This is a genomic window from Pseudomonas sp. NUPR-001 (assembly GCF_052147955.1).
GTDB lineage: Bacteria > Pseudomonadota > Gammaproteobacteria > Pseudomonadales > Pseudomonadaceae > Aquipseudomonas.
The window spans coordinates 733,926-752,275 of the sequence record NZ_CP197353.1; the positions used below are offsets into that span (position 1 = coordinate 733,926).

19 protein-coding genes are annotated in these 18,350 nt (G+C 60.8%); 8 read left to right on the plus strand and 11 right to left on the minus strand.

Annotated elements, in window-relative coordinates; translation table 11 throughout:
* The first annotated feature begins 130 nt into the window (after window positions 1-130).
* The 5 genes from ACP6KB_RS03440 to ACP6KB_RS03460 all read left to right on the plus strand — a co-directional run bounded on the left by ACP6KB_RS03440 (window position 131) and on the right by ACP6KB_RS03460 (window position 4,379).
* On the plus strand, window positions 131-1,291 hold the full coding sequence (locus ACP6KB_RS03440; RefSeq protein ID WP_442112054.1) for a D-alanyl-D-alanine carboxypeptidase family protein: 1,161 nt from the start codon (window positions 131-133) through the stop codon (window positions 1,289-1,291).
* A gap of 76 nt (window positions 1,292-1,367) precedes the next feature.
* Window positions 1,368-1,640 (plus strand): DUF493 domain-containing protein, encoded by a 273-nt coding sequence (locus tag ACP6KB_RS03445; RefSeq protein ID WP_128323087.1) that lies wholly within the window; start codon window positions 1,368-1,370, stop codon window positions 1,638-1,640.
* Window positions 1,640-2,287: a lipoyl(octanoyl) transferase LipB gene (lipB, locus tag ACP6KB_RS03450; protein ID WP_442112055.1), complete on the plus strand. Its 648-nt coding sequence runs from the start codon at window positions 1,640-1,642 to the stop codon at window positions 2,285-2,287. The genes ACP6KB_RS03445 and lipB overlap by 1 nt, the downstream gene beginning before the upstream one ends.
* Before the next feature lie 2 nt (window positions 2,288-2,289).
* Entirely contained in the window at window positions 2,290-3,288 is a 999-nt protein-coding gene (gene lipA / locus ACP6KB_RS03455; protein WP_010222903.1) for a lipoyl synthase, read from the plus strand.
* A gap of 134 nt (window positions 3,289-3,422) precedes the next feature.
* A complete protein-coding gene (locus ACP6KB_RS03460; protein ID WP_442112056.1) occupies window positions 3,423-4,379 on the plus strand; it encodes a S66 peptidase family protein in 957 nt (318 codons plus the stop codon).
* 64 nt (window positions 4,380-4,443) lie between these two features.
* Here ACP6KB_RS03460 and ACP6KB_RS03465 read toward each other — a convergent pair whose 3' ends face one another.
* From ACP6KB_RS03465 to leuS, 5 genes are all read right to left on the minus strand, one after another.
* Window positions 4,444-5,760 (minus strand): lytic murein transglycosylase, encoded by a 1,317-nt coding sequence (locus ACP6KB_RS03465; protein ID WP_442112057.1) that lies wholly within the window; start codon window positions 5,758-5,760, stop codon window positions 4,444-4,446.
* A 61-nt stretch (window positions 5,761-5,821) separates the two neighbouring features.
* Entirely contained in the window at window positions 5,822-5,977 is a 156-nt protein-coding gene (gene arfA, locus ACP6KB_RS03470; protein WP_442112058.1) for an alternative ribosome rescue factor ArfA, read from the minus strand.
* Between the two features lie 118 nt (window positions 5,978-6,095).
* A complete protein-coding gene (holA, locus tag ACP6KB_RS03475) occupies window positions 6,096-7,133 on the minus strand; it encodes a DNA polymerase III subunit delta (protein ID WP_442112059.1) in 1,038 nt (345 codons plus the stop codon).
* A 36-nt stretch (window positions 7,134-7,169) separates the two neighbouring features.
* The gene (locus ACP6KB_RS03480; protein ID WP_442112060.1) at window positions 7,170-7,775 is read right to left on the minus strand and encodes an LPS-assembly lipoprotein LptE; all 606 of its coding nucleotides are present in this window, start codon (window positions 7,773-7,775) and stop codon (window positions 7,170-7,172) included.
* Between the two features lie 65 nt (window positions 7,776-7,840).
* Window positions 7,841-10,447, minus strand: coding sequence for a leucine--tRNA ligase (leuS, locus tag ACP6KB_RS03485; RefSeq protein WP_442112061.1), 2,607 nt, complete (start codon window positions 10,445-10,447; stop codon window positions 7,841-7,843).
* A gap of 237 nt (window positions 10,448-10,684) precedes the next feature.
* Here leuS and ACP6KB_RS03490 point away from each other — a divergent pair, with 237 nt between their 5' ends.
* Window positions 10,685-11,002: a hypothetical protein gene (locus tag ACP6KB_RS03490; protein WP_442112062.1), complete on the plus strand. Its 318-nt coding sequence runs from the start codon at window positions 10,685-10,687 to the stop codon at window positions 11,000-11,002.
* Window positions 11,003-11,133: 131 nt separating this feature from the next.
* A complete protein-coding gene (locus ACP6KB_RS03495) occupies window positions 11,134-11,895 on the plus strand; it encodes a YdcF family protein (protein ID WP_442112063.1) in 762 nt (253 codons plus the stop codon).
* On the opposite strand, the gene lnt is transcribed toward ACP6KB_RS03495, so the two are convergent.
* The 5 genes from lnt to miaB all read right to left on the minus strand — a co-directional run bounded on the left by lnt (window position 11,892) and on the right by miaB (window position 17,203).
* Window positions 11,892-13,409 carry an apolipoprotein N-acyltransferase gene (gene lnt / locus ACP6KB_RS03500; RefSeq protein ID WP_442112064.1) on the minus strand — a complete coding sequence of 506 codons (1,518 nt, stop codon included), beginning with the start codon at window positions 13,407-13,409 and terminating at the stop codon, window positions 11,892-11,894. The two genes, ACP6KB_RS03495 and lnt, sit on opposite strands and share 4 nt — an antisense overlap.
* A gap of 8 nt (window positions 13,410-13,417) precedes the next feature.
* On the minus strand, window positions 13,418-14,257 hold the full coding sequence (locus ACP6KB_RS03505) for an HlyC/CorC family transporter (protein WP_442112065.1): 840 nt from the start codon (window positions 14,255-14,257) through the stop codon (window positions 13,418-13,420).
* A 5-nt stretch (window positions 14,258-14,262) separates the two neighbouring features.
* Window positions 14,263-14,757: an rRNA maturation RNase YbeY gene (ybeY, locus tag ACP6KB_RS03510; protein WP_442112066.1), complete on the minus strand. Its 495-nt coding sequence runs from the start codon at window positions 14,755-14,757 to the stop codon at window positions 14,263-14,265.
* Window positions 14,750-15,751: a PhoH family protein gene (locus ACP6KB_RS03515; RefSeq protein WP_442112067.1), complete on the minus strand. Its 1,002-nt coding sequence runs from the start codon at window positions 15,749-15,751 to the stop codon at window positions 14,750-14,752. The genes ybeY and ACP6KB_RS03515 overlap by 8 nt, the downstream gene beginning before the upstream one ends.
* A gap of 123 nt (window positions 15,752-15,874) precedes the next feature.
* Window positions 15,875-17,203 (minus strand): tRNA (N6-isopentenyl adenosine(37)-C2)-methylthiotransferase MiaB, encoded by a 1,329-nt coding sequence (miaB, locus tag ACP6KB_RS03520; protein ID WP_442112068.1) that lies wholly within the window; start codon window positions 17,201-17,203, stop codon window positions 15,875-15,877.
* Between the two features lie 129 nt (window positions 17,204-17,332).
* Here miaB and ACP6KB_RS03525 point away from each other — a divergent pair, with 129 nt between their 5' ends.
* Window positions 17,333-17,659: a DUF1820 family protein gene (locus tag ACP6KB_RS03525; protein WP_133210402.1), complete on the plus strand. Its 327-nt coding sequence runs from the start codon at window positions 17,333-17,335 to the stop codon at window positions 17,657-17,659.
* A gap of 9 nt (window positions 17,660-17,668) precedes the next feature.
* On the opposite strand, the gene ACP6KB_RS03530 is transcribed toward ACP6KB_RS03525, so the two are convergent.
* Window positions 17,669-18,217: a tetratricopeptide repeat protein gene (locus ACP6KB_RS03530; RefSeq protein WP_442112069.1), complete on the minus strand. Its 549-nt coding sequence runs from the start codon at window positions 18,215-18,217 to the stop codon at window positions 17,669-17,671.
* Window positions 18,218-18,350 lie beyond the last annotated feature (133 nt).

The following is an 18,350-nucleotide window of genomic DNA, read 5'->3' on the forward strand; positions in this document are numbered from 1 at the left end:
GGGGACTGGTCGGTTTGTCATGCAAGCGGGCAGAACAGCCATGTACAATGGCGGTTTTGCTCGCAAGGCCCAGTGCCTGAATACGTTTTGCCCATAAGGGCATGAGCCCATTAGCCATTTCGAGAGACGGATGAACATCACCACCTTTGCCAAACGCCTTTGCCTGCTTGTTCCGCTGATGATCACCCCTGCCGCTTTCGCGGCAGAGCAGATGATGCCGTCGCCGCCACAACTGGCAGCCAAGTCCTACGTGCTCATGGAAGCCTCCAGCGGTAATGTCCTGGTCGAGAACAATGGTGACGAGCGTTTGCCGCCGGCCAGCCTGACCAAGCTGATGACCGCCTATATTGCGACCCTGGATATCCGTCGCGGGCAGATCGGCGAGAACGACCCTGTCACCGTCAGCGAAAACGCCTGGCGCACCGGTGGTTCGCGGATGTTCATCAAGGTCGGCACCCAGGTCAGCGTCAGCGACCTGCTGCACGGCATCATCATTCAGTCGGGTAACGACGCCAGTGTCGCCCTGGCCGAGCACATTGCCGGCAGCGAAGACGCGTTCGCCGACATGATGAACAAGACTGCTACCGATCTGGGCATGACCAACAGTCACTTCATGAACCCGACTGGCTTGCCGCACCCGGAGCATTACTCGTCGGCTCACGACATGGCCGTGCTGGCCCGTGCGATCATCCACGAAGACCCGGCTCACTATGCGATCTACTCGCAGAAAGAGTTCTTCTGGAACAACATCAAGCAGCCTAACCGCAACCTGCTGCTGTGGCGCGACAAGACCGTCGACGGTCTGAAAACCGGCCACACCGACGAAGCCGGCTACTGCATGGTGTCTTCGGCTGTCCGTGATGGCATGCGTCTGATTGCCGTGGTCTTCGGCACCAACAGCGAGCAGGCCCGTGCCGCCGAAACCCAGAAGCTGCTGACCTACGGTTTCCGTTTCTTCGAAACCCAGACCTTCTACCAGAAGGGCACCGAGCTGGCTCAGGCGCAAGTCTGGAAAGGCGCATCCAATCAGGTCAAGGCCGGTCTGGCTCAAGACCTGACCATGACTTTGCCTAAAGGCCAATTGAAGAAACTGGCTGCAAGCATGACCATGAACCCACAACTGACCGCGCCAATCGCCAAAGGTGACGTGATCGGTAAAGTGGAAGTCAAACTGGATGACAACGTTGTTCACAGCGCTGATCTGATCGCGCTGGACGCTGTTGAGGAAGCTGGTTTCTTCGGCCGGGTGTGGGATAGCATTCGTCTATTCTTCTACGGGCTGTTCAACTGATATCGTGACCTGCCACGCCCCCGCTAACGCATGCGGGGGCGTTGTTGTTGCCACGGCTTACGAGGCCGTTACTGCCATGACCGAAGCTGACAAATCGCACAAAATCGAATTCCCCTGCGCTGACTACCCGATCAAGGTAATCGGTGACACCGTGGTCAATTTCAAAGACACGGTGATCGAGATCCTCAAGAAATACGCTGAAGTCGATCTCAAGACCCTGGCCGAGCGCCAGAGCAAGGAAGGCAAGTACACCACCGTACAACTGCACATCGTCGCTACCGGCGAAGAGCAACTGCACAACATCAACAGCGCCCTGCGTGCTACCGGCATCGTGAAAATGGTGCTGTGATGTCCGCAAGCCTCGGCTTTCGCGATCTGGGATTATTGCCTTACGAGCCGGTGCTCCAGGCCATGCAGCGGTTTACCGACCAGCGTGGCCCTGAAACCGGTGACGAAGTCTGGCTGGTGGAGCACCCGGCGGTGTTCACCCAGGGCCAGGCGGGCAAGGCCGAGCACCTGCTGGTGCCCGGTGATATTCCGGTGGTGCAGACCGACCGGGGCGGCCAGGTGACCTATCACGGGCCTGGCCAGTTGGTGGCTTATTTGTTGTTGGATGTTCGCCGCCTCGGCTTTGGCGTGCGTGATCTGGTTTCCCGGATCGAACGCTGCCTGATCGAGTTGCTGGCCAGTTACAACGTTGAGGCGTCGGCCAAGCCCGACGCTCCGGGCGTTTATGTCGATGGGGCGAAGATCGCCTCCCTCGGCCTGCGGATTCGCAATGGCTGTTCTTTCCATGGCCTTGCCTTGAACGTGGACATGGACCTTGCGCCATTCCGCCGGATTAACCCCTGCGGGTATGCGGGGCTGGCCATGACCCAGCTGCGCGACCAGGCAGGCTCGATCGAACTCTCTGAGGTAAGGGCAAGGCTGCGCGGGCAGCTGGTCAAGCACCTCGACTATGCTGAGCAGACGACCCTTACGGGCGGAATATTCTGAATATGACTACTGTTGTGCAAGAACCAGTGCAAAGTGTGACACCGGCGCCGCGGCCCAAGGTCGAGGCGGGTGTCAAACTGCGTGGCGCGGAAAAAGTCGCGCGTATCCCGGTAAAGATCATCCCTACCGACGAGCTGCCGAAGAAACCTGACTGGATTCGCGTGCGTATCCCGGTTTCGCCGGAAGTCGACCGTATCAAGCAACTGCTGCGCAAACACAAGCTGCACAGCGTGTGCGAAGAGGCTTCTTGCCCGAACCTGGGTGAGTGCTTCTCCGGCGGTACTGCTACCTTCATGATCATGGGTGACATCTGCACCCGTCGTTGCCCGTTCTGCGACGTTGGTCACGGCCGTCCGAAGCCTCTGGATGTCGACGAGCCGAAGAACCTGGCGGTGGCCATTGCCGACCTGCGCCTGAAGTACGTGGTGATCACCTCGGTAGACCGTGATGACCTGCGCGACGGCGGTGCCCAGCACTTTGCCGACTGCATCCGTGAAATCCGCGCGCTGTCGCCGGGTGTCCAGCTGGAAACCCTGGTACCTGACTACCGTGGCCGTATGGACGTTGCCCTGGCGATTACCGCCGAGACGCCGCCAGACGTGTTCAACCACAACTTGGAAACCGTGCCACGCCTGTACAAAGCGGCGCGTCCGGGTTCCGACTACCAGTGGTCGCTGACCCTGCTGCAGAAGTTCAAGGAACTGGTGCCGCACGTACCGACCAAGTCCGGTTTGATGCTGGGCCTGGGCGAAACCGACGAAGAAGTCATCGAAGTGATGCACCGCATGCGCGAGCACAATATCGACATGCTGACGCTGGGCCAGTACCTGCAGCCATCGCGCAGCCACTTGCCAGTACAGCGCTTCGTGCACCCGGACACCTTTGCCTGGTTCGCCGAAGAAGGCTACAAGATGGGCTTCAAGAACGTCGCCTCCGGCCCGCTGGTACGTTCCTCGTACCATGCCGACCAACAGGCGCACGAGGCCAAGATCAAGCTCTGATCCCGGCTGTTATCAATGCCGATGCCTGCTTGCCAGCAGCATCGGCATTTTTGTTTCCGGCATTTTTTCCGCACGCAATTTGAGCGTCAGCAGCGCTATGTTTGATGCTCAAGTCCGAACAAGGAGCTGTCTGGATGAATCTTCCTATCGATCATCGGCCTGAGCTGCACTCAGGTTGTTCGATGTTGCCAAAAGCGCTGTCCGCCACGGGGCGTATCGCCATCATCGCACCGGCTGGCCCGGCCCAGCTCGATACGCTCAAGGCGATCGAGTGGTTTGAGGCGCGTGGGTATCAATGCCGGATCTACCCGGGGGTGACCGAGGCGCAAGGCTATCTGGCCGGGAGCGATGAGCATCGTCTGGCTGACTTGCATGCAGCGTTCGCTGCAACCGACGTTGATGCGATCATTTGCCTGCGTGGTGGCTACGGCAGCATGCGCCTGCTTGAGGGCCTGGACTTCGAGCTGTTGCGCAATAACCCAAAGCCGCTGGTCGGCTACAGCGACATCACCGCGTTGCACGGCGCCATTGCCCGGCATGCCGGCTTCGTGACCTTCCATGGTGCGATGCTCAAGTCCGAACTGCTGGCAAATAAACAGGCACCGACCCTTTCGTCACTGTTCGACCTGCTTCACGGGCGTTTAAGGTGTGGTGATGTAATAGAGCACCCACAGGCCTACCCATTGAGCACAATCGTCTCTGGCGCGGCCTCAGGGCGTTTGTTGGGCGGGAATCTGGCCATGCTGTGCGCAACCTTGAGCACGCCGGCCGAACTGCATTGCGAGGATGGCATCCTGTTTTTCGAGGATGTGAACGAGCCGCTGTACCGCATCGACCGCTTGCTGACTCAACTGCGCCTGGCTGGCAAGTTCGAGGGGTTGCGTGGGGTGTTGGTGGGCGATGTCGCCGGGCTTACGCTGGAAGGGCTGACGCCGCTGCTGCGGGAAACGTTCGAGCCGCTGCAGATTCCGGTGCTGGCGGGTTGGCGCAGCGGTCATTGCGATCCCACCATTACCTTGCCGTTGGGGGCTCAGGTGCAGCTGGATGCTGATCGCAAGAGTTTGCGCCTGGGGCAGGATTTGTTTGTTTGAACATCATCGCGGGGCAAGCCCGCTCCCACCGGTTGTGTGGGAGCGGGCTTGCCCCGCGAAGGGCTCAACGCTGACGCAGACTCTCCAGCAGCTTATGGGTCGGATAGCCATCGGCTGGCCAGCCCAGTGACTGCTGCGCGTTGCGAATCGCTTTGCGGGTGTTGGCGCCGATAATGCCGTCGGCGGCACCGGCGTCGAAGTTCCTGGCGCTGAGCAGCGTTTGCAACTCCACGCGCTCGCTGCGGCTCAGCGGCAGGTCGTCTTTCGGCCAACTACCGGCGATGTAACCCGAACCCGAGAAGCGCTCGCTGAGCAGGCCTACCGCCATCGCATAGGACGACGAGTTGTTGTACTTGAGAATGGCACGGAAGTTATCCAGCACCAGGAATGCAGGCCCGCGGTAGCCCGCCGGTAGCAACAGGGCAGCGGACAATTGCTCACTGCCCGCAGGCAGGCGCACCCCAGCTGGCAGTTTCAGGCCCAGCTGCATCCACTCGGACACGGTTTTGCGTTGGCTGCCATCGGCCAGCCAGTAATCGAAGCCCGGTGCCAGTTGCACTTCAAAGCCCCAAGGTTCACCACGCTTCCAGCCGGAGCTTTGCAGGTAGTGGGCGGTGGACGCCAGGGCATCGGCAGAACTGTTCCAGATGTCGCGACGTCCGTCACCATCGAAGTCCACCGCGTGGGTGTTGTAGGTGGTGGGGATGAACTGGGTCTGGCCCATGGCTCCGGCCCAGGAACCTTTCATGGCGTCGGGCTGGATGTCGCCGTTTTGCAGGATCTGCAGGGCTGCGATCAGTTGCGCCTGGGCGAACGCCGGGCGCCGGCCTTCGTAGGCGAGGGTGGCCAGGGAACGGATCACCGACTTGCTGCCCTGAAACTGGCCGAAGTTGCTTTCCATGCCCCAGACCGAAACCAGGACATCGCGGTCAACGCCATAACGTTGTTCGATCTGGCTCAACAGGGCTGCGTGTTTTTCCAGCAGCGCTTTACCGTTGCGCACGCGTACTGGCGACAGGGCACCGTCAAGGTACTCCCAGACCGGACGGGTGAATTCCGGCTGGCTACGGTCGGCTTTGATCACGTCCATGTCGGGCGTGACGCCGAGGAATGCGCGGTCAAAGGTGCCGGCATTGATGCCCGCTTGCAGGGCTTGCTGACGGAAGCCCGCTTGCCACTGGGCAAAAGTTTGTAACGGTTGAATTTCAGTGCTGGTGTCGACAGCCGGGTTTGGCACGGTCACAACCGGAGCTGGCTGGGCAGGGGCCAGCGGCAGCGCATCGGCGGCAGTGGGTTTTTCCGCGCAGGCGACAAGCAGGATGAGGCTGGAGGCAGCAATCAGCTGGCGAGGTTGCCAGCGATGGGAAAGACAAAAGGGCATGCACAGGTCCAGGTATTACAGGTCAGGTGCCGACCATACCATGCCTGTCGATTTCTTGCTTTTATGCGATCAAAAAGTAAAAAGCCTCCCAATCTCTCGATTGGAAGGCTTCGCGGCGGTAGCTGCCTTTGCCTTTGCCGGCGCGTTCCTGGCGGCTGCGGAACATGGGCTGGGCGACGATGGATTTGGCCTTGTTGGGCCGGGACTTTTTGCTCATGGCAGGGGCTCCTTTGGTGGCGTTGGGCGCAATATAGGGGCGAAGAGTTCGCGGGGCAAGCCCGCTCCCACAGAGATTGGTCAACACCTGTGGGAGCGGGCTTGCCCCGCGATTGATATCACTCTGCCGGCAATGGCAACCGCTGCCCGGCCATCAACAGCGACAAGCGCGCCAGGCTGGTCCAGGGTGAGCCCTGTGCCTGGCCTTTGATCTGCGCGTCAATGCGTTGCGCATCTTGCAGCAGTTGGCTCCAGCGCTGCGCCGACAGGCGTTGCAGGGCCTTGCTCATCAGCGGTTTGCGTTTGTCCCAGACCGGTGGCCTGGCTTGGCTGAAGGCCTTGTCCAGCGGTACACCCTGGCTGAATTGCTGGGCCAGGCCCGCCAGTACCCGCAACTCACGGGCCAGGGCCCAGAGAATCACCGGTGGCTCGACCCCTTCGCCGCGCAGGCCTTCAAGCATGCGCAGGGCGTGAGCGGCTTCGCCGTTGAGGATGGCATCGACCAGGCCGAACACATCGAAGCGTGCACTGTCGGCAACCGCCGCTTGCACGGTTTCGACCGTGATTTGATTGCCTTCGGCCAGCAGCTTGAGCTTTTCGATTTCCTGCGCCGCAGCCAGCAGGTTGCCTTCAACCCGTGCCGCGATCAGGTCGACGGCGTCGCGTTGGGCAGACAGCCCGGCCTGGGTCAGGCGCTGATTGATCCACTGTGGCAGTTGCTGGGCATCGACGGGCCAGATCTGTATGAACTGGACCTGTTGCCCTTCGACCAGGGCTTTGCCCCACTTGGTTTTCTGCGCACTGCCGTCGAGTTTGGGCAAGCTGATCAGCAGCAAGGTGTCTTCAGCAGGGCGTGAGCAGTACTCGATCAGCGCAGCAGCGCCTTTGTCTCCCGGTTTGCCGGACGGCAGGCGCAGTTCCAGCAGGCGCCGCTGGGCGAACAACGAAAGGCTGGCGCCGGCCTGGAGCAGGGTGCCCCAGTCGAAGTTGGCATCGGCACTGAACACCTGGCGCTCGTCAAAGCCTTGCTGGCGTGCGGCGGCACGTACCGCGTCGGCGGCTTCCTGACAGAGCAGTGGGTCGTCGCCACTGATCACGTAGACCGGCGCCAGGCTACCTTGCAGGTGCTTGTTAAGTTGGGCGGGGGCGAGTTTCATGATCGCAGGCGGGGCACCGAAGTGCCCCGTTCAGGCTCAGTTGATCGGCAGTTGCAGCGGCGACTGCTGAGGTGTTTCGTCTTGAGCGCGGCGGGCCGCTTCCACGGCTTCGGCTTCAGCCTTGGCGCGTGCGTCGGCTTCCACTTGCAACTGGTCGAGCTGGCTTGGGGTCAGCAGTTGCAGGCGTACCATCATGCTCTGCACCAGGTCGCGGCGCATTTCTTCGCGGGTTTGTGCCGCGTCCTGGTCGCCACCGGTGATGTTGTTGCCGTCGTACACATAGACCTTGCGCACTTCAAGCTTGTCGTTGAGCAGGTTGGTGTTGTTCAGGCCGTTGATGCTGTAGCTCAGTACGGTAGTCAGCTCATACTCGGCAGTGCTGCCGGAGCCGGAGTAGGTGGCTGCGCGCTGGGACTCGGCTTCGTTGGTCAGTACCAGTTTGTACGGTGCGCCGGCGTAAACATTGACGCCGCTGCTTTTCAGGGCCTGACGCAGTTGGGTCACGGTTTCGCCATAGGCGTTGCGTGCGCTGACGTCCAGTTCCTTGATGCTCAGCTCACTGTTGCCGGTACCACGCAGCTGGAAACCGCAGGCACTGAGCATCACAGCCAGGCCCATTACCAGCAGATTGCGTTTGATCATCTTGTTGCTCCCTTGTGGGCCGATTCTGTGCACCGGCCCGCTGTTCAGGCGGGCCGGTATTCCTGTCAGTTGGCGACGATGTTGACCAGCTTGCCCGGTACCACGATGACCTTGCGGATGCTCAGGCCTTCGGTGAAACGCAGCACGTTCTCGTTGCTGCGAGCAGCGGCTTCGACCTCTTCACGGCTGGCGCCGGCCGGCATTTCGATCTGCCCGCGCAGTTTGCCGTTGACCTGAATGACCAGCACGATGCTGTCCTGAACCAGGGCACTTTCGTCGACTGCCGGCCAGCCAGCGTCGATCACTGCACCCTGGTGACCCAGGCGATGCCACAGCTCATGGCTGATGTGCGGGGTGATCGGGGCCAGCAGCAAGGCAACGGCTTCCAGGCCTTCCTGCATCAGGGCGCGGTCTTGTTCGCTGGCTTGCGGCGCTTTTTCCAGCACGTTCATCAGGGTCATCACCTGGGCGATGGCGGTGTTGAACTTGTGGAACTGGCCGACATCGATGCTGGCCTGCTTGATTGCCGCGTGAATGGCGCGACGGATCACTTTTTGCGCATCGTCCAGGGCGGCAACGTCCAGCTTGCCTGGCAGGCCTTGGCTGACGTGGGCCTGGGCCAAACGCCAGACACGGCGCAGGAAGCGGCTGGCACCTTCGACACCGGAATCGGACCATTCCAGGCTCATATCGGGCGGCGAGGCGAACATCATGAACAGACGGCAGGTGTCGGCACCGTAGGCTTCGATCATCGCCTGCGGGTCAACGCCGTTGTTCTTCGACTTGGACATCTTCTCGGTGCCGCCGATCTCGACAGGCAAGCCGTCGGTTTTCAGGCGTGCGCCGATGATCTTGGCCTTGGCGTCACGCTCGACTTCGACGTCCGCCGGGTTGAACCAGTCTTTACCGCCGTTGCTGGCAACGCGGTAGTAGGTTTCGGCCACGACCATGCCTTGGGTCAGCAGGTTCTTAAACGGCTCGTTGGAGGTCACCAGACCTTCGTCACGCATCAGCTTGTGGAAGAAGCGTGCGTACAGCAGGTGCAGGATCGCGTGTTCGATACCACCGATGTACTGATCGACCGGCAGCCAGTGGTTGGCTGCTTTTGGATCGACCAGGCCACCCTCGTAGTTCGGCGAGGCGTAACGGGCGAAGTACCAGGACGACTCAACGAAGGTGTCCATGGTGTCGGTTTCGCGCTTGGCTGCGGTGCCGCATTTCGGGCAGGTGCATTCGTAGAATTCTGGCATGCGTGCCAGTGGCGAACCGGCACCATCCGGTACGACATCTTCAGGCAAGGTGACGGGCAACTGATCCTCAGGTACCGGCACATCGCCACAGGATGGGCAGTGGATGATCGGGATCGGGCAGCCCCAGTAACGCTGACGGCTGATACCCCAGTCACGCAGACGGAACTGGGTGCGCGATTTGCCGAGCTCTTTTTTGATCAGGGCTACTTCGATGGCGTCGAAGGCACCCGGGAAGTCCAGGCCGTCGAACTCGCCGGAGTTGATCAGTACACCGTGCTCGCCGCAGGCGGCATCCCACTCGGCAGCGACGTCGTCGCCGAGGCTGGTGCGCACCACTGCTTTGAACGGCAGGTTGTACTTTTTGGCGAACTCGAAGTCACGCTCGTCGTGCGCCGGCACTGCCATCACTGCGCCATCGCCGTAGTGCATCAGCACGTAGTTGGCGACCCATACCGGCAGTTTTTCGCCGGTCAGCGGGTGCTCGACGAACAGCGAGGTCGGCAGGCCTTTTTTCTCTTGGGTGGCGACGTCGGCTTCGGCGACGCTACCGCTTTTGCATTCATCGATGAACGCTTGCAGTTCCGGGTTGCCTTGAGCGGCCTGGGTGGCCAGCGGGTGCTCGGCGGCGACGGCGACATAGGTGGCGCCCATCAGGGTGTCCGGACGGGTGGTGAAGACTTTCAGCGCCCCGGCGTGGCCGATGCTGGCCTGGTCGAAGGGGAACTGGACTTCCATGCCACGGGACTTGCCGATCCAGTTGCGCTGCATGGTTTTGACCTGTTCAGGCCAGCCCGGCAGCTCGTCGAGGCTTTCCAGCAGCTCGTCGGCGTAGTCGGTGATCTTGAAGTAGTACATCGGGATTTCGCGCTTCTCGATCAGCGCGCCCGAACGCCAGCCACGGCCGTCGATGACTTGCTCGTTGGCCAGTACGGTCTGGTCGGCCGGGTCCCAGTTCACGGTACCGTTTTTGCGGTAGATCACGCCTTTTTCGAACAGGCGGGTGAACAGCCACTGTTCCCAGCGGTAGTAGTCCGGCTTGCAGGTGGTGACTTCGCGGGACCAGTCGAATGCCAGGCCCAGGCTCTTGAGCTGGGTCTTCATGTATTCGATGTTTTCGTAGGTCCATTTGGCCGGCGCGACGTTGTTTTTCATCGCTGCGTTTTCGGCCGGCATGCCAAAGGCGTCCCAACCCATTGGCTGCAGAACGTTTTTGCCCTGCATGCGCTGGTAACGGGCGATCACGTCACCGATGGTGTAGTTGCGCACGTGGCCCATATGTAGCTTGCCGCTTGGGTACGGGAACATCGATAGGCAGTAGAAAGACTCCTTGCCTGGCTGTTCGCTGACTTCAAATGACTTTTGCTCGTCCCAATAGGTTTGGGCGGCTGCTTCAATTTCGCGGGGCTGATAGGTTTCGTGCATGGCTACTTTGCGCTTAGAAATGGGAGACCTTATCCAGGCAGCTGAAAAACGCTGCATCGGCAATCCGGTGTCAAAATGGTGAACGGCCTAGCATACATGACCCCTGTCCATCGAGGGAAACCCTGATTGCACCGCCTGAGCGCCTGCGGGCCGTTGGTCGCAGCGTCCGGCTGCTTTTGCGAGTGGCGCTAAGCTCATTTGTGGGGGGAGATATTTTATCTTCAATGAGGTGAACGGATGGGAGAGTCACAGCTTCACGTAACAAAACCGGAGCTTTACGAACGCCTGATCGATCGCTTGGGGTTGGCCCTGGAAGTGGCCAAAACCTCGGTTCGTTTGCGCGACGAAGTGCCTGCTGAATTGGAATTGCGTGGCCTTAGCCGCGCAGAATTCGATGTGATCAAGGCCTATCTGGACTCCCTTCCAGAGGGCAGGCATGGATGCTCTGGCGCACAGCTATCAGCGGAGCCGACTCCTTCAGCCAGTGTAGTTTGGCTCAAGGACAAGAAACGCTCTATCACCACGGCAAAATCCAGGACGCTGCAGTTCAAATAGCCGTCCGGATTCCCAGGCGCAATGCGGAGTGCGCTCTCTTTGGAAATGCTCTTAAAACCAGGTGATCGGCATCTGACTATTGTTGCCAGGTGTCGATCCTCTTAGGCTGCGCATCTCCAAGGAGGTGACGTGTGCCGATTCGTTATTTGATCAAACAAATGATCCTGCCGCCCGGGCTGTTGTTCCTGCTGTTGATTGCCGCCTGGTGGCTGCGCCGTTCCTGGCCGCGCCTGTCTGCCCTGTGCTTTGCCCTGGGGTTGGGTGGACTGTGGGCGATGAGCCTGCCGATTGTCGTCGAACGCAGCGCGCGTCTGCTGGAAACCGAGTCAGCCTTGAGCCCAGAGCAATGGGCGCACCTGGCAGAACACGCCGATGCCATCGTTATTCTCGGGGCCGGGCGCGAGCGCGGCGACCCGGCCTGGGACTTGCGTGATCAACCTACAGGCGTGGCCATGGAGCGCATGCGCTATGCCGCGCAGTTGGCAAAAGCATCTGGCTTGCCGTTACTGACCAGCGGCGGTTTGCATTACGGCACCCCGCCGAGTGAGGCGCAGCTGATGGCCGAAGCCTTGCAGCGTGATTTGGGTGTCAGCGTGCGCTGGAAGGAAGAACGCAGCCGCACTACTTGGGAGAACGCCCAGATGAGTGCGCAGATATTGTTGCCGGAAGGCGTCAAGCGGGTGGTGGTGGTCACTCAGGCCTGGCACATGCAACGCTCACGCTGGAGCTTCGAGCAGGCAGGTTTCACCGTGGTCCCGGCGCCAGTGGGCTTCCTCGGCCGTGACCATGCCCGCCCATTCGGTGGCTGGCTGCCGGAGAGCAAAGCCATCTGGCAGAGCGGCCAACTGCTCAATGAGGCAGTCGGCCTGCTCGGATACCGCCTGTTCTATTAGACGGTTTTGGCCACCCGGCTGGCCAGCAAAGCCCAGCCCAGCAACAGCGCGCAGAGAATCACCAGCGGCCAGGAGCGCCACTGCAGGTACGGCGTGAGCTGCTGCATCGGTACCACTTCACCGTAGAGAATACCGCGCTCGAACTGCGGGATCTGTGCGGTGATGCGGCCGAACGGGTCGATCAGGCCGGTGACACCGTTGTTGGTGGCGCGGATCATCCAGCGACCGGCCTCCAGTGCGCGCATCTGGGCCATCTGCAGGTGCTGCAGCGGGCCGATCGAGGTGCCGAACCAGGTGTCATTGCTGATGGTCAGGAGGATGTCGCTGCGCGCGGCCAGGCTGGCAGCGAATTCCGGGTAGACCACTTCGTAGCAGATGTACGGCGCGATCTGATAGCCCTTGGCTTGCAGCAGCGGCTGGTCTTCAGGGCCGCGGGCAAAGTCCGACATCGGTAGGTCGAAGAAGGCGATCAGGCCGCGCAGCATGTCCTGCAAGGGCACGTACTCGCCAAACGGCACCAGTTTTTGCTTGAGGTAGGTGCCATCGCCTTCACCGGCCACAGTGATGCCGTTGTAGTAGCGACGTTGCTGATGCACCACTTCACGCACCGGCACGCCGGTGATCAGCGCCGAATGCCGCTCGGCGGCGAAGTTGCCCATCATGTCCAGGTAGCCCTGGGCTTGTTCCTTGAGAATCGGCACAGCGGTTTCTGGCCAGACCAGCAAGTCGACCGGTTTGGAGCTGAAGCTCATGTCACGGTACAGCGCCAGCTGGGCATTGACGTGCTCGGGGTTCCACTTCAGTTCCTGCTCGACATTGCCTTGCAGCGCAGCAACCGTCAGCGGCTTGCCGGCAGGCTCGGTCCAGGCATGGTTCTTCAGGCCCAGGCCCAGCAGCCAGGGCGCTACCAGCAGTACGACTGCAACGGCCAGGAACGACTTGCGCTCACGCAGACGCGGCAGGTTGCACAGCAGCGCAGCGCTCAGGGCAATGCAGAAGGAGATCAGCCACATGCCACCGACAGGGGCCAGGCCGGACAACGGGCCGTCGAGTTGGCTGTAACCGGAATAAAGCCAGGGGAAACCGGTGAGGAACCAGCCGCGAAAGGCTTCCTGGCCGACCCACAAGGCCGCGAAACACAGGGCGTCGGCCAGCGGCGCCTCGTTACGCCGCAGCCAGCGCGCCCAGACCCAGGCGGGGAGGGCAAAGAACCAGGCAATGGCGGCAAAAAATGCCACCAACAAACCGGTGGCAAGCAATGGCGTTGCGCCGCCATAGGTGTTGATGCTGACGTAGATCCAGCTGGTGCCAGCGGCATACAGGCCGAAGCCGAAGCACCAGCCGCGTCCCAGTGCCTGGCGCGGGCTGAGGTCGCGCAGGCCAAGGTAGAACAGACCCACCGCCAGCAGCGCCAGCGGCCAGATGTCGAACGGCGCCAGCGCCAGGGTGGTGATTGCACCGGCCGCCACGGCCAGCAGGTTACCGGGCCAGCCGGGGCGGGTGATCCAGCGCATGGTTGTCCTTAACGGGTGATAGGGGTCAGTCGCAGTAAGTGAATGCGGCGGCTGTCGGCATTGAGAATGCGGAAGCGATAAGGGCCGATTTCGGTGGTTTCGTTACGCTTTGGCAGGTGGCCGAAGGCACTCATGACCAGGCCGCCCACGGTGTCGAACTCATCGTCAGAGAACTGACTGTCGAAGAACTCGTTGAAGTTCTCGATCGGGGTCAGTGCTTTGATCAGGAAGTCACCGCTGGGCAACGGTTTGATGTAGCTGTCTTCCTCGACGTCGTGTTCGTCTTCGATGTCGCCAACGATCTGCTCAAGCACGTCTTCGATGGTCACCAGGCCCGCCACACCGCCGTATTCGTCGATGACGATGGCCATGTGGTTGTGGTTGGCGCGAAACTCGCGCAGCAGCACGTTCAGGCGTTTGGACTCTGGCACGAAGGTGGCCGGGCGCAGCAGGTCCTTGATATTGAAGCTGCCGCCGTTGTCCTTGAGGATCAGTGGCAGCAGATCCTTGGCCAGCAACACGCCCAGCACATCGTCATGGCTTTCGCCGACCACCGGGTAGCGCGAGTGCGCAGCGTCGATCACCGCTGGCAGGAACTCGCGAGGCGATTGCGTCGCCTTGATGCTGATCATTTGCGAGCGCGGCACCATGATGTCGCGCACTTGCAGGTCGGCGACCTGGATAGCGCCTTCAACGATGGTCAGCGCTTCGCTGTCGAGCAGCTTGTTCTGATGGGCTTCGCGCAGCAGCTCAAGGAGCTCCTGGCGGTTTTTCGGCTCATGGGCAAAAGCCTGGGTCAGTTTGCCCAGCCAGGACTTTTGCCCGTTGCTCGATCGATCTTCGCTCATGGCGGTTACTCGTGATCCTTGCAGATATCAGTGTGGGGTGTGTCGTGTTCGTCGTCGGCGTAAGGGTCCGGGTGACCCAGTTCAGCCAGCAATTCTCGTTCCAGGGCTTCCATTTCCTCGGCCTCATCGTCGTCGATGTGGTCGTAGCCCAGCAGGTGCAGGCAGCCGTGGATCACCAGGTGCGCCCAGTGAGCTTCCAGCGACTTGCCTTGCTCGGCCGCCTCGCGTTCGACCACGGCGATGCAGATCACCAGGTCGCCCAGCAAGGGAATGTCGAGCATGTCGTCAGGGACGTCAGCGGGAAAGGACAGCACGTTGGTGGCGTAGTCTTTGTGCCGGTAGGTGTGATTGAGCTCACGGCCTTCGGCTTCATCGACCAGGCGGATGGTCATTTCCGAATCGGCCGTGCGCTGGCGCAGGGCCAGCTCACACCATTGGCGGAACTGTTCTTCACGTGGGTGCGGGGCATCGCTTGCCAGCTGCAGATCAAGCTCAAGCATCGCGTTTAGTGCCTTCGCTGGAGTCCTGAGAACGGCTGTCAAAGCGCTCGTAAGCCTCGACGATACGCTGCACCAGTGGGTGGCGAACCACATCTTTGGGCTGGAAGTGGGTGAAGCTGATTCCCGGCACGTCTTTGAGCACTTCAATCACATGGGCCAGGCCCGATTTGGTGCCACGCGGCAGGTCGACCTGGGTGATGTCGCCCGTAATGACCGCCGTGGAGCCGAAACCGATACGGGTCAGGAACATTTTCATCTGCTCGACCGTGGTGTTCTGGCTTTCATCGAGGATGATGAAGCTGTTGTTCAGGGTGCGTCCGCGCATGTAGGCCAGCGGCGCAATCTCGATGACCTGGCGCTCGATCAGTTTGGCCACATGTTCGAAGCCGAGCATTTCATACAGGGCGTCGTACAGCGGGCGCAGGTACGGGTCGATCTTCTGGGCCAGGTCGCCGGGCAGGAAGCCGAGCTTTTCACCCGCTTCGACCGCCGGGCGCACCAGCAGGATGCGGCGCACCTGCTCACGCTCCAGCGCGTCGACCGCGCAGGCTACAGCGAGATAGGTCTTGCCGGTACCTGCCGGGCCGATGCCGAAGTTGATGTCGTTGGCCAGCACTTCCTTCACATAGCGCTGCTGGTTCACCCCGCGTGGGCGAATCATGCCCTTGCGCGTGCGCAGGGAAACACTGACTTCGTTGACGGCTGGATGCTCCAGCTGTTCTACCGCAGACTCCTGTAGGAACAGGTGAACCATTTCCGGCGACAGCTCAGTGGCCTTGGTCTCGCGATAGAGACGGCGCAGCAGTTGCTCGGCAGAAGAGGTGTGTTTGGGTTCGCCGATCAATTCGAACTGGTTGCCGCGATTGCGGATTTCGATAGCCAGGCGTTGCTCGATCAAGCGCAAATGCTCGTCGAACTGCCCGCACAGATTGGCGAAGCGGTGGGCCTCGAAAGGTTCGAGGATGAAACGATGAGGTTCTATGGGTGCGTTCAAGGTCGTTTTTCAGCCGCCCAACGGCAATGGAGATGGTCTCAAGGATAACCCTAGCCGCTGCAGGGCGAAAGCGCTGAAACGATCAAGGGTCGCCGGGCCTGTATAAAGGCCCGGCAGGACAGGTCAATGCGCCAGCGAGCCGAACAGCGAATGCGGGCGGGCGTCGTCGATGTGAATGTCGACGAACTGGCCGATCAGCTTCGGATTGTCGCAGCGGAAGTTGACGATACGGTTATTCTCGGTGCGCCCTTGCAACTGGCCGGGGTCGCGGCGCGAATAGTCGGTGACCAGAATGCGCTGGACCGTTCCGACCATTTGTCGGCTGATTTCAAAGCCCTGGGTGTCGAGGCGATGCTGCAGGGCCTTGAGTCGTTCTTTTTTCACCTCTTCCGAAGTGTCGTCGGGCAGGTCCGAGGCTGGTGTGCCCGGGCGCTGGCTGTAGACGAACGAGTAGGAGAAGTCGAAGCCGACATCGGCGACCAGCTTCATGGTTTGCTCGAAGTCTTTCTCGGTTTCGCCGGGGAAGCCGACGATGAAGTCCGAGCTGATGCAGATCCCCGGCACGGCAGCCTTGAGTTTGCGCAGCTTGGACTTGTACTCGAGGATGGTGTGGTTGCGCTTCATCGCTGCCAGCACGCGGTCAGAGCCCGACTGCACCGGCAGGTGCAGGTGCTTGACCAGTTCCGGAACCTCGGCGTGGGCCTGGATCAGGCTGTCGGAGAACTCCAGCGGGTGCGAGGTGGTGTAGCGGATGCGATCGATGCCATCGACGGCGGCCACCACGCGGATCAGCTCGGCCAGGTCGGCCAGGCGGCCATCGTGGGTCTGGCCGCGATAGCCGTTGACGTTCTGCCCCAGCAGGGTGATTTCACGCACGCCGTTTTCAGCCAGGTGAATGACTTCGGACAGCACGTCGTCGAACGGCCGGCTGACTTCTTCGCCACGGGTGTAAGGCACCACACAGAAGGTGCAGTACTTGCTGCAGCCTTCCATGACCGAAACGTAGGCGGTAGGCCCGTCGATGCGTGGCTCGGGCAGGTGGTCGAACTTTTCGATTTCCGGGAACGAGACGTCTACCTGCGGCAGGCGGGTGGTGCGCGCAGCGTCGATCATTTCTGGCAGACGGTGCAGGGTCTGCGGGCCGAACACCACGTCAACGTACGGCGCACGCTTGCGAATGGATTCGCCTTCCTGGCTGGCCACGCAACCGCCGACAGCGATCACCATGTCCGGATTCTGGTCTTTGAGTTCACGCCAGCGGCCCAGCTGGGAATACACCCGGTCCTGGGCGCGCTCGCGGATCGAGCAGGTGTTGAGCAGGATCACGTCGGCGTCTTCGGCCCGTGCAGTGACCTCCAGGGCTTGATGTTCACCCAGCAAGTCGACCATGCGCGAGCTGTCGTACTCGTTCATCTGGCAACCGTGGGTTTCGATGTAAAGCTTCTTGGCCATGGGAGATCATCAGGTAATTCGAAGAACCGCACATTATAGGGAGGCGGTGCGATGGTTCCTAGCGTTCTCGGATTGGGGGCTATGTTATAGTTTGCGCTTTCTTTACAACCTGTGACTGTCCCCGCCGAAATGAGCAAACGCGAAGCGCCTATCTACAAAGTAATCTTTCTCAATCAGGGTCAGGTGTTTGAGATGTATGCCAAGCAGATCTACCAGAGTGATCTGTGGGGCTTCCTTGAAATTGAAGAATTTGTCTTCGGTGAGCGCACCCAGGTGGTGGTCGATCCGAGCGAGGAAAAGCTCAAGGCCCAGTTCGAGGGTGTGACGCGCAGCTTTGTGCCGATGCACTCGATTGTGCGCATTGATGAAGTCGAGCGTCTGGGGACGCCGAAAATCAGTGAGGCCCGTGGCGTCAGCAACGTGATGCCATTTCCGATGCCAATGCCGGAAAAATAACCCCGGCTATCAGGGGAGTGGCGAGAAGGGTGTGCGCCCTTCGGCGGTCTGCAGTTCCAGCAGGTACTTGCGGAAAATCTGCCCCAGCACTTGGGTAGCCACTTCCAGATCTTCCCGCGGCATTTGCTCGGAGACCTCGTCGGCCAGGTCCAGCGCATCTTCGGCACCGTTCACGGCGGCCATTTTCAGCACGATGTAGGCTTGCACGTTGTTGGCGGCAACCCCTTCACCTTTGAAGAACATGGTCCCCAGGCGGTACTGGGCCTGGGCGTGGCCTTGCAGCGAGGCCTGTTCAAAGTAGTTCAGCGCTTGTTTGAGGTCGCGAGGGGTGTTGGTGCCCTCGTAATAGAACTCGCCCAGTTCGTATTGGGCTTGCGCGTCGCCTTGCTGTGCAGCCTGCTGGCAGGTAGCCAGGGCTTGCGGCAAGTCTTCGGGCTGGGAATTGAGGGTGCAGCGGCCCGTTGCTGGAATCAGCAACGAGTTACCGCCTGCCGAGGCCAGCAGGGGCTGAAGGAGCAACAGGCAGCCCAGGGCGAGGGCGCGGCCGGTGCGGTTCATGGGGATCGACTTACCTCTGCAAAGCTGCGGCCAAAGTGTCTGGTGGCACATTATGGGATAAGCAGCGCCTACCTTACAAAGTCTTTACTCGATTTTCTCTTCATCGCGGGGCAAGCCCGCTCCTACATTATCC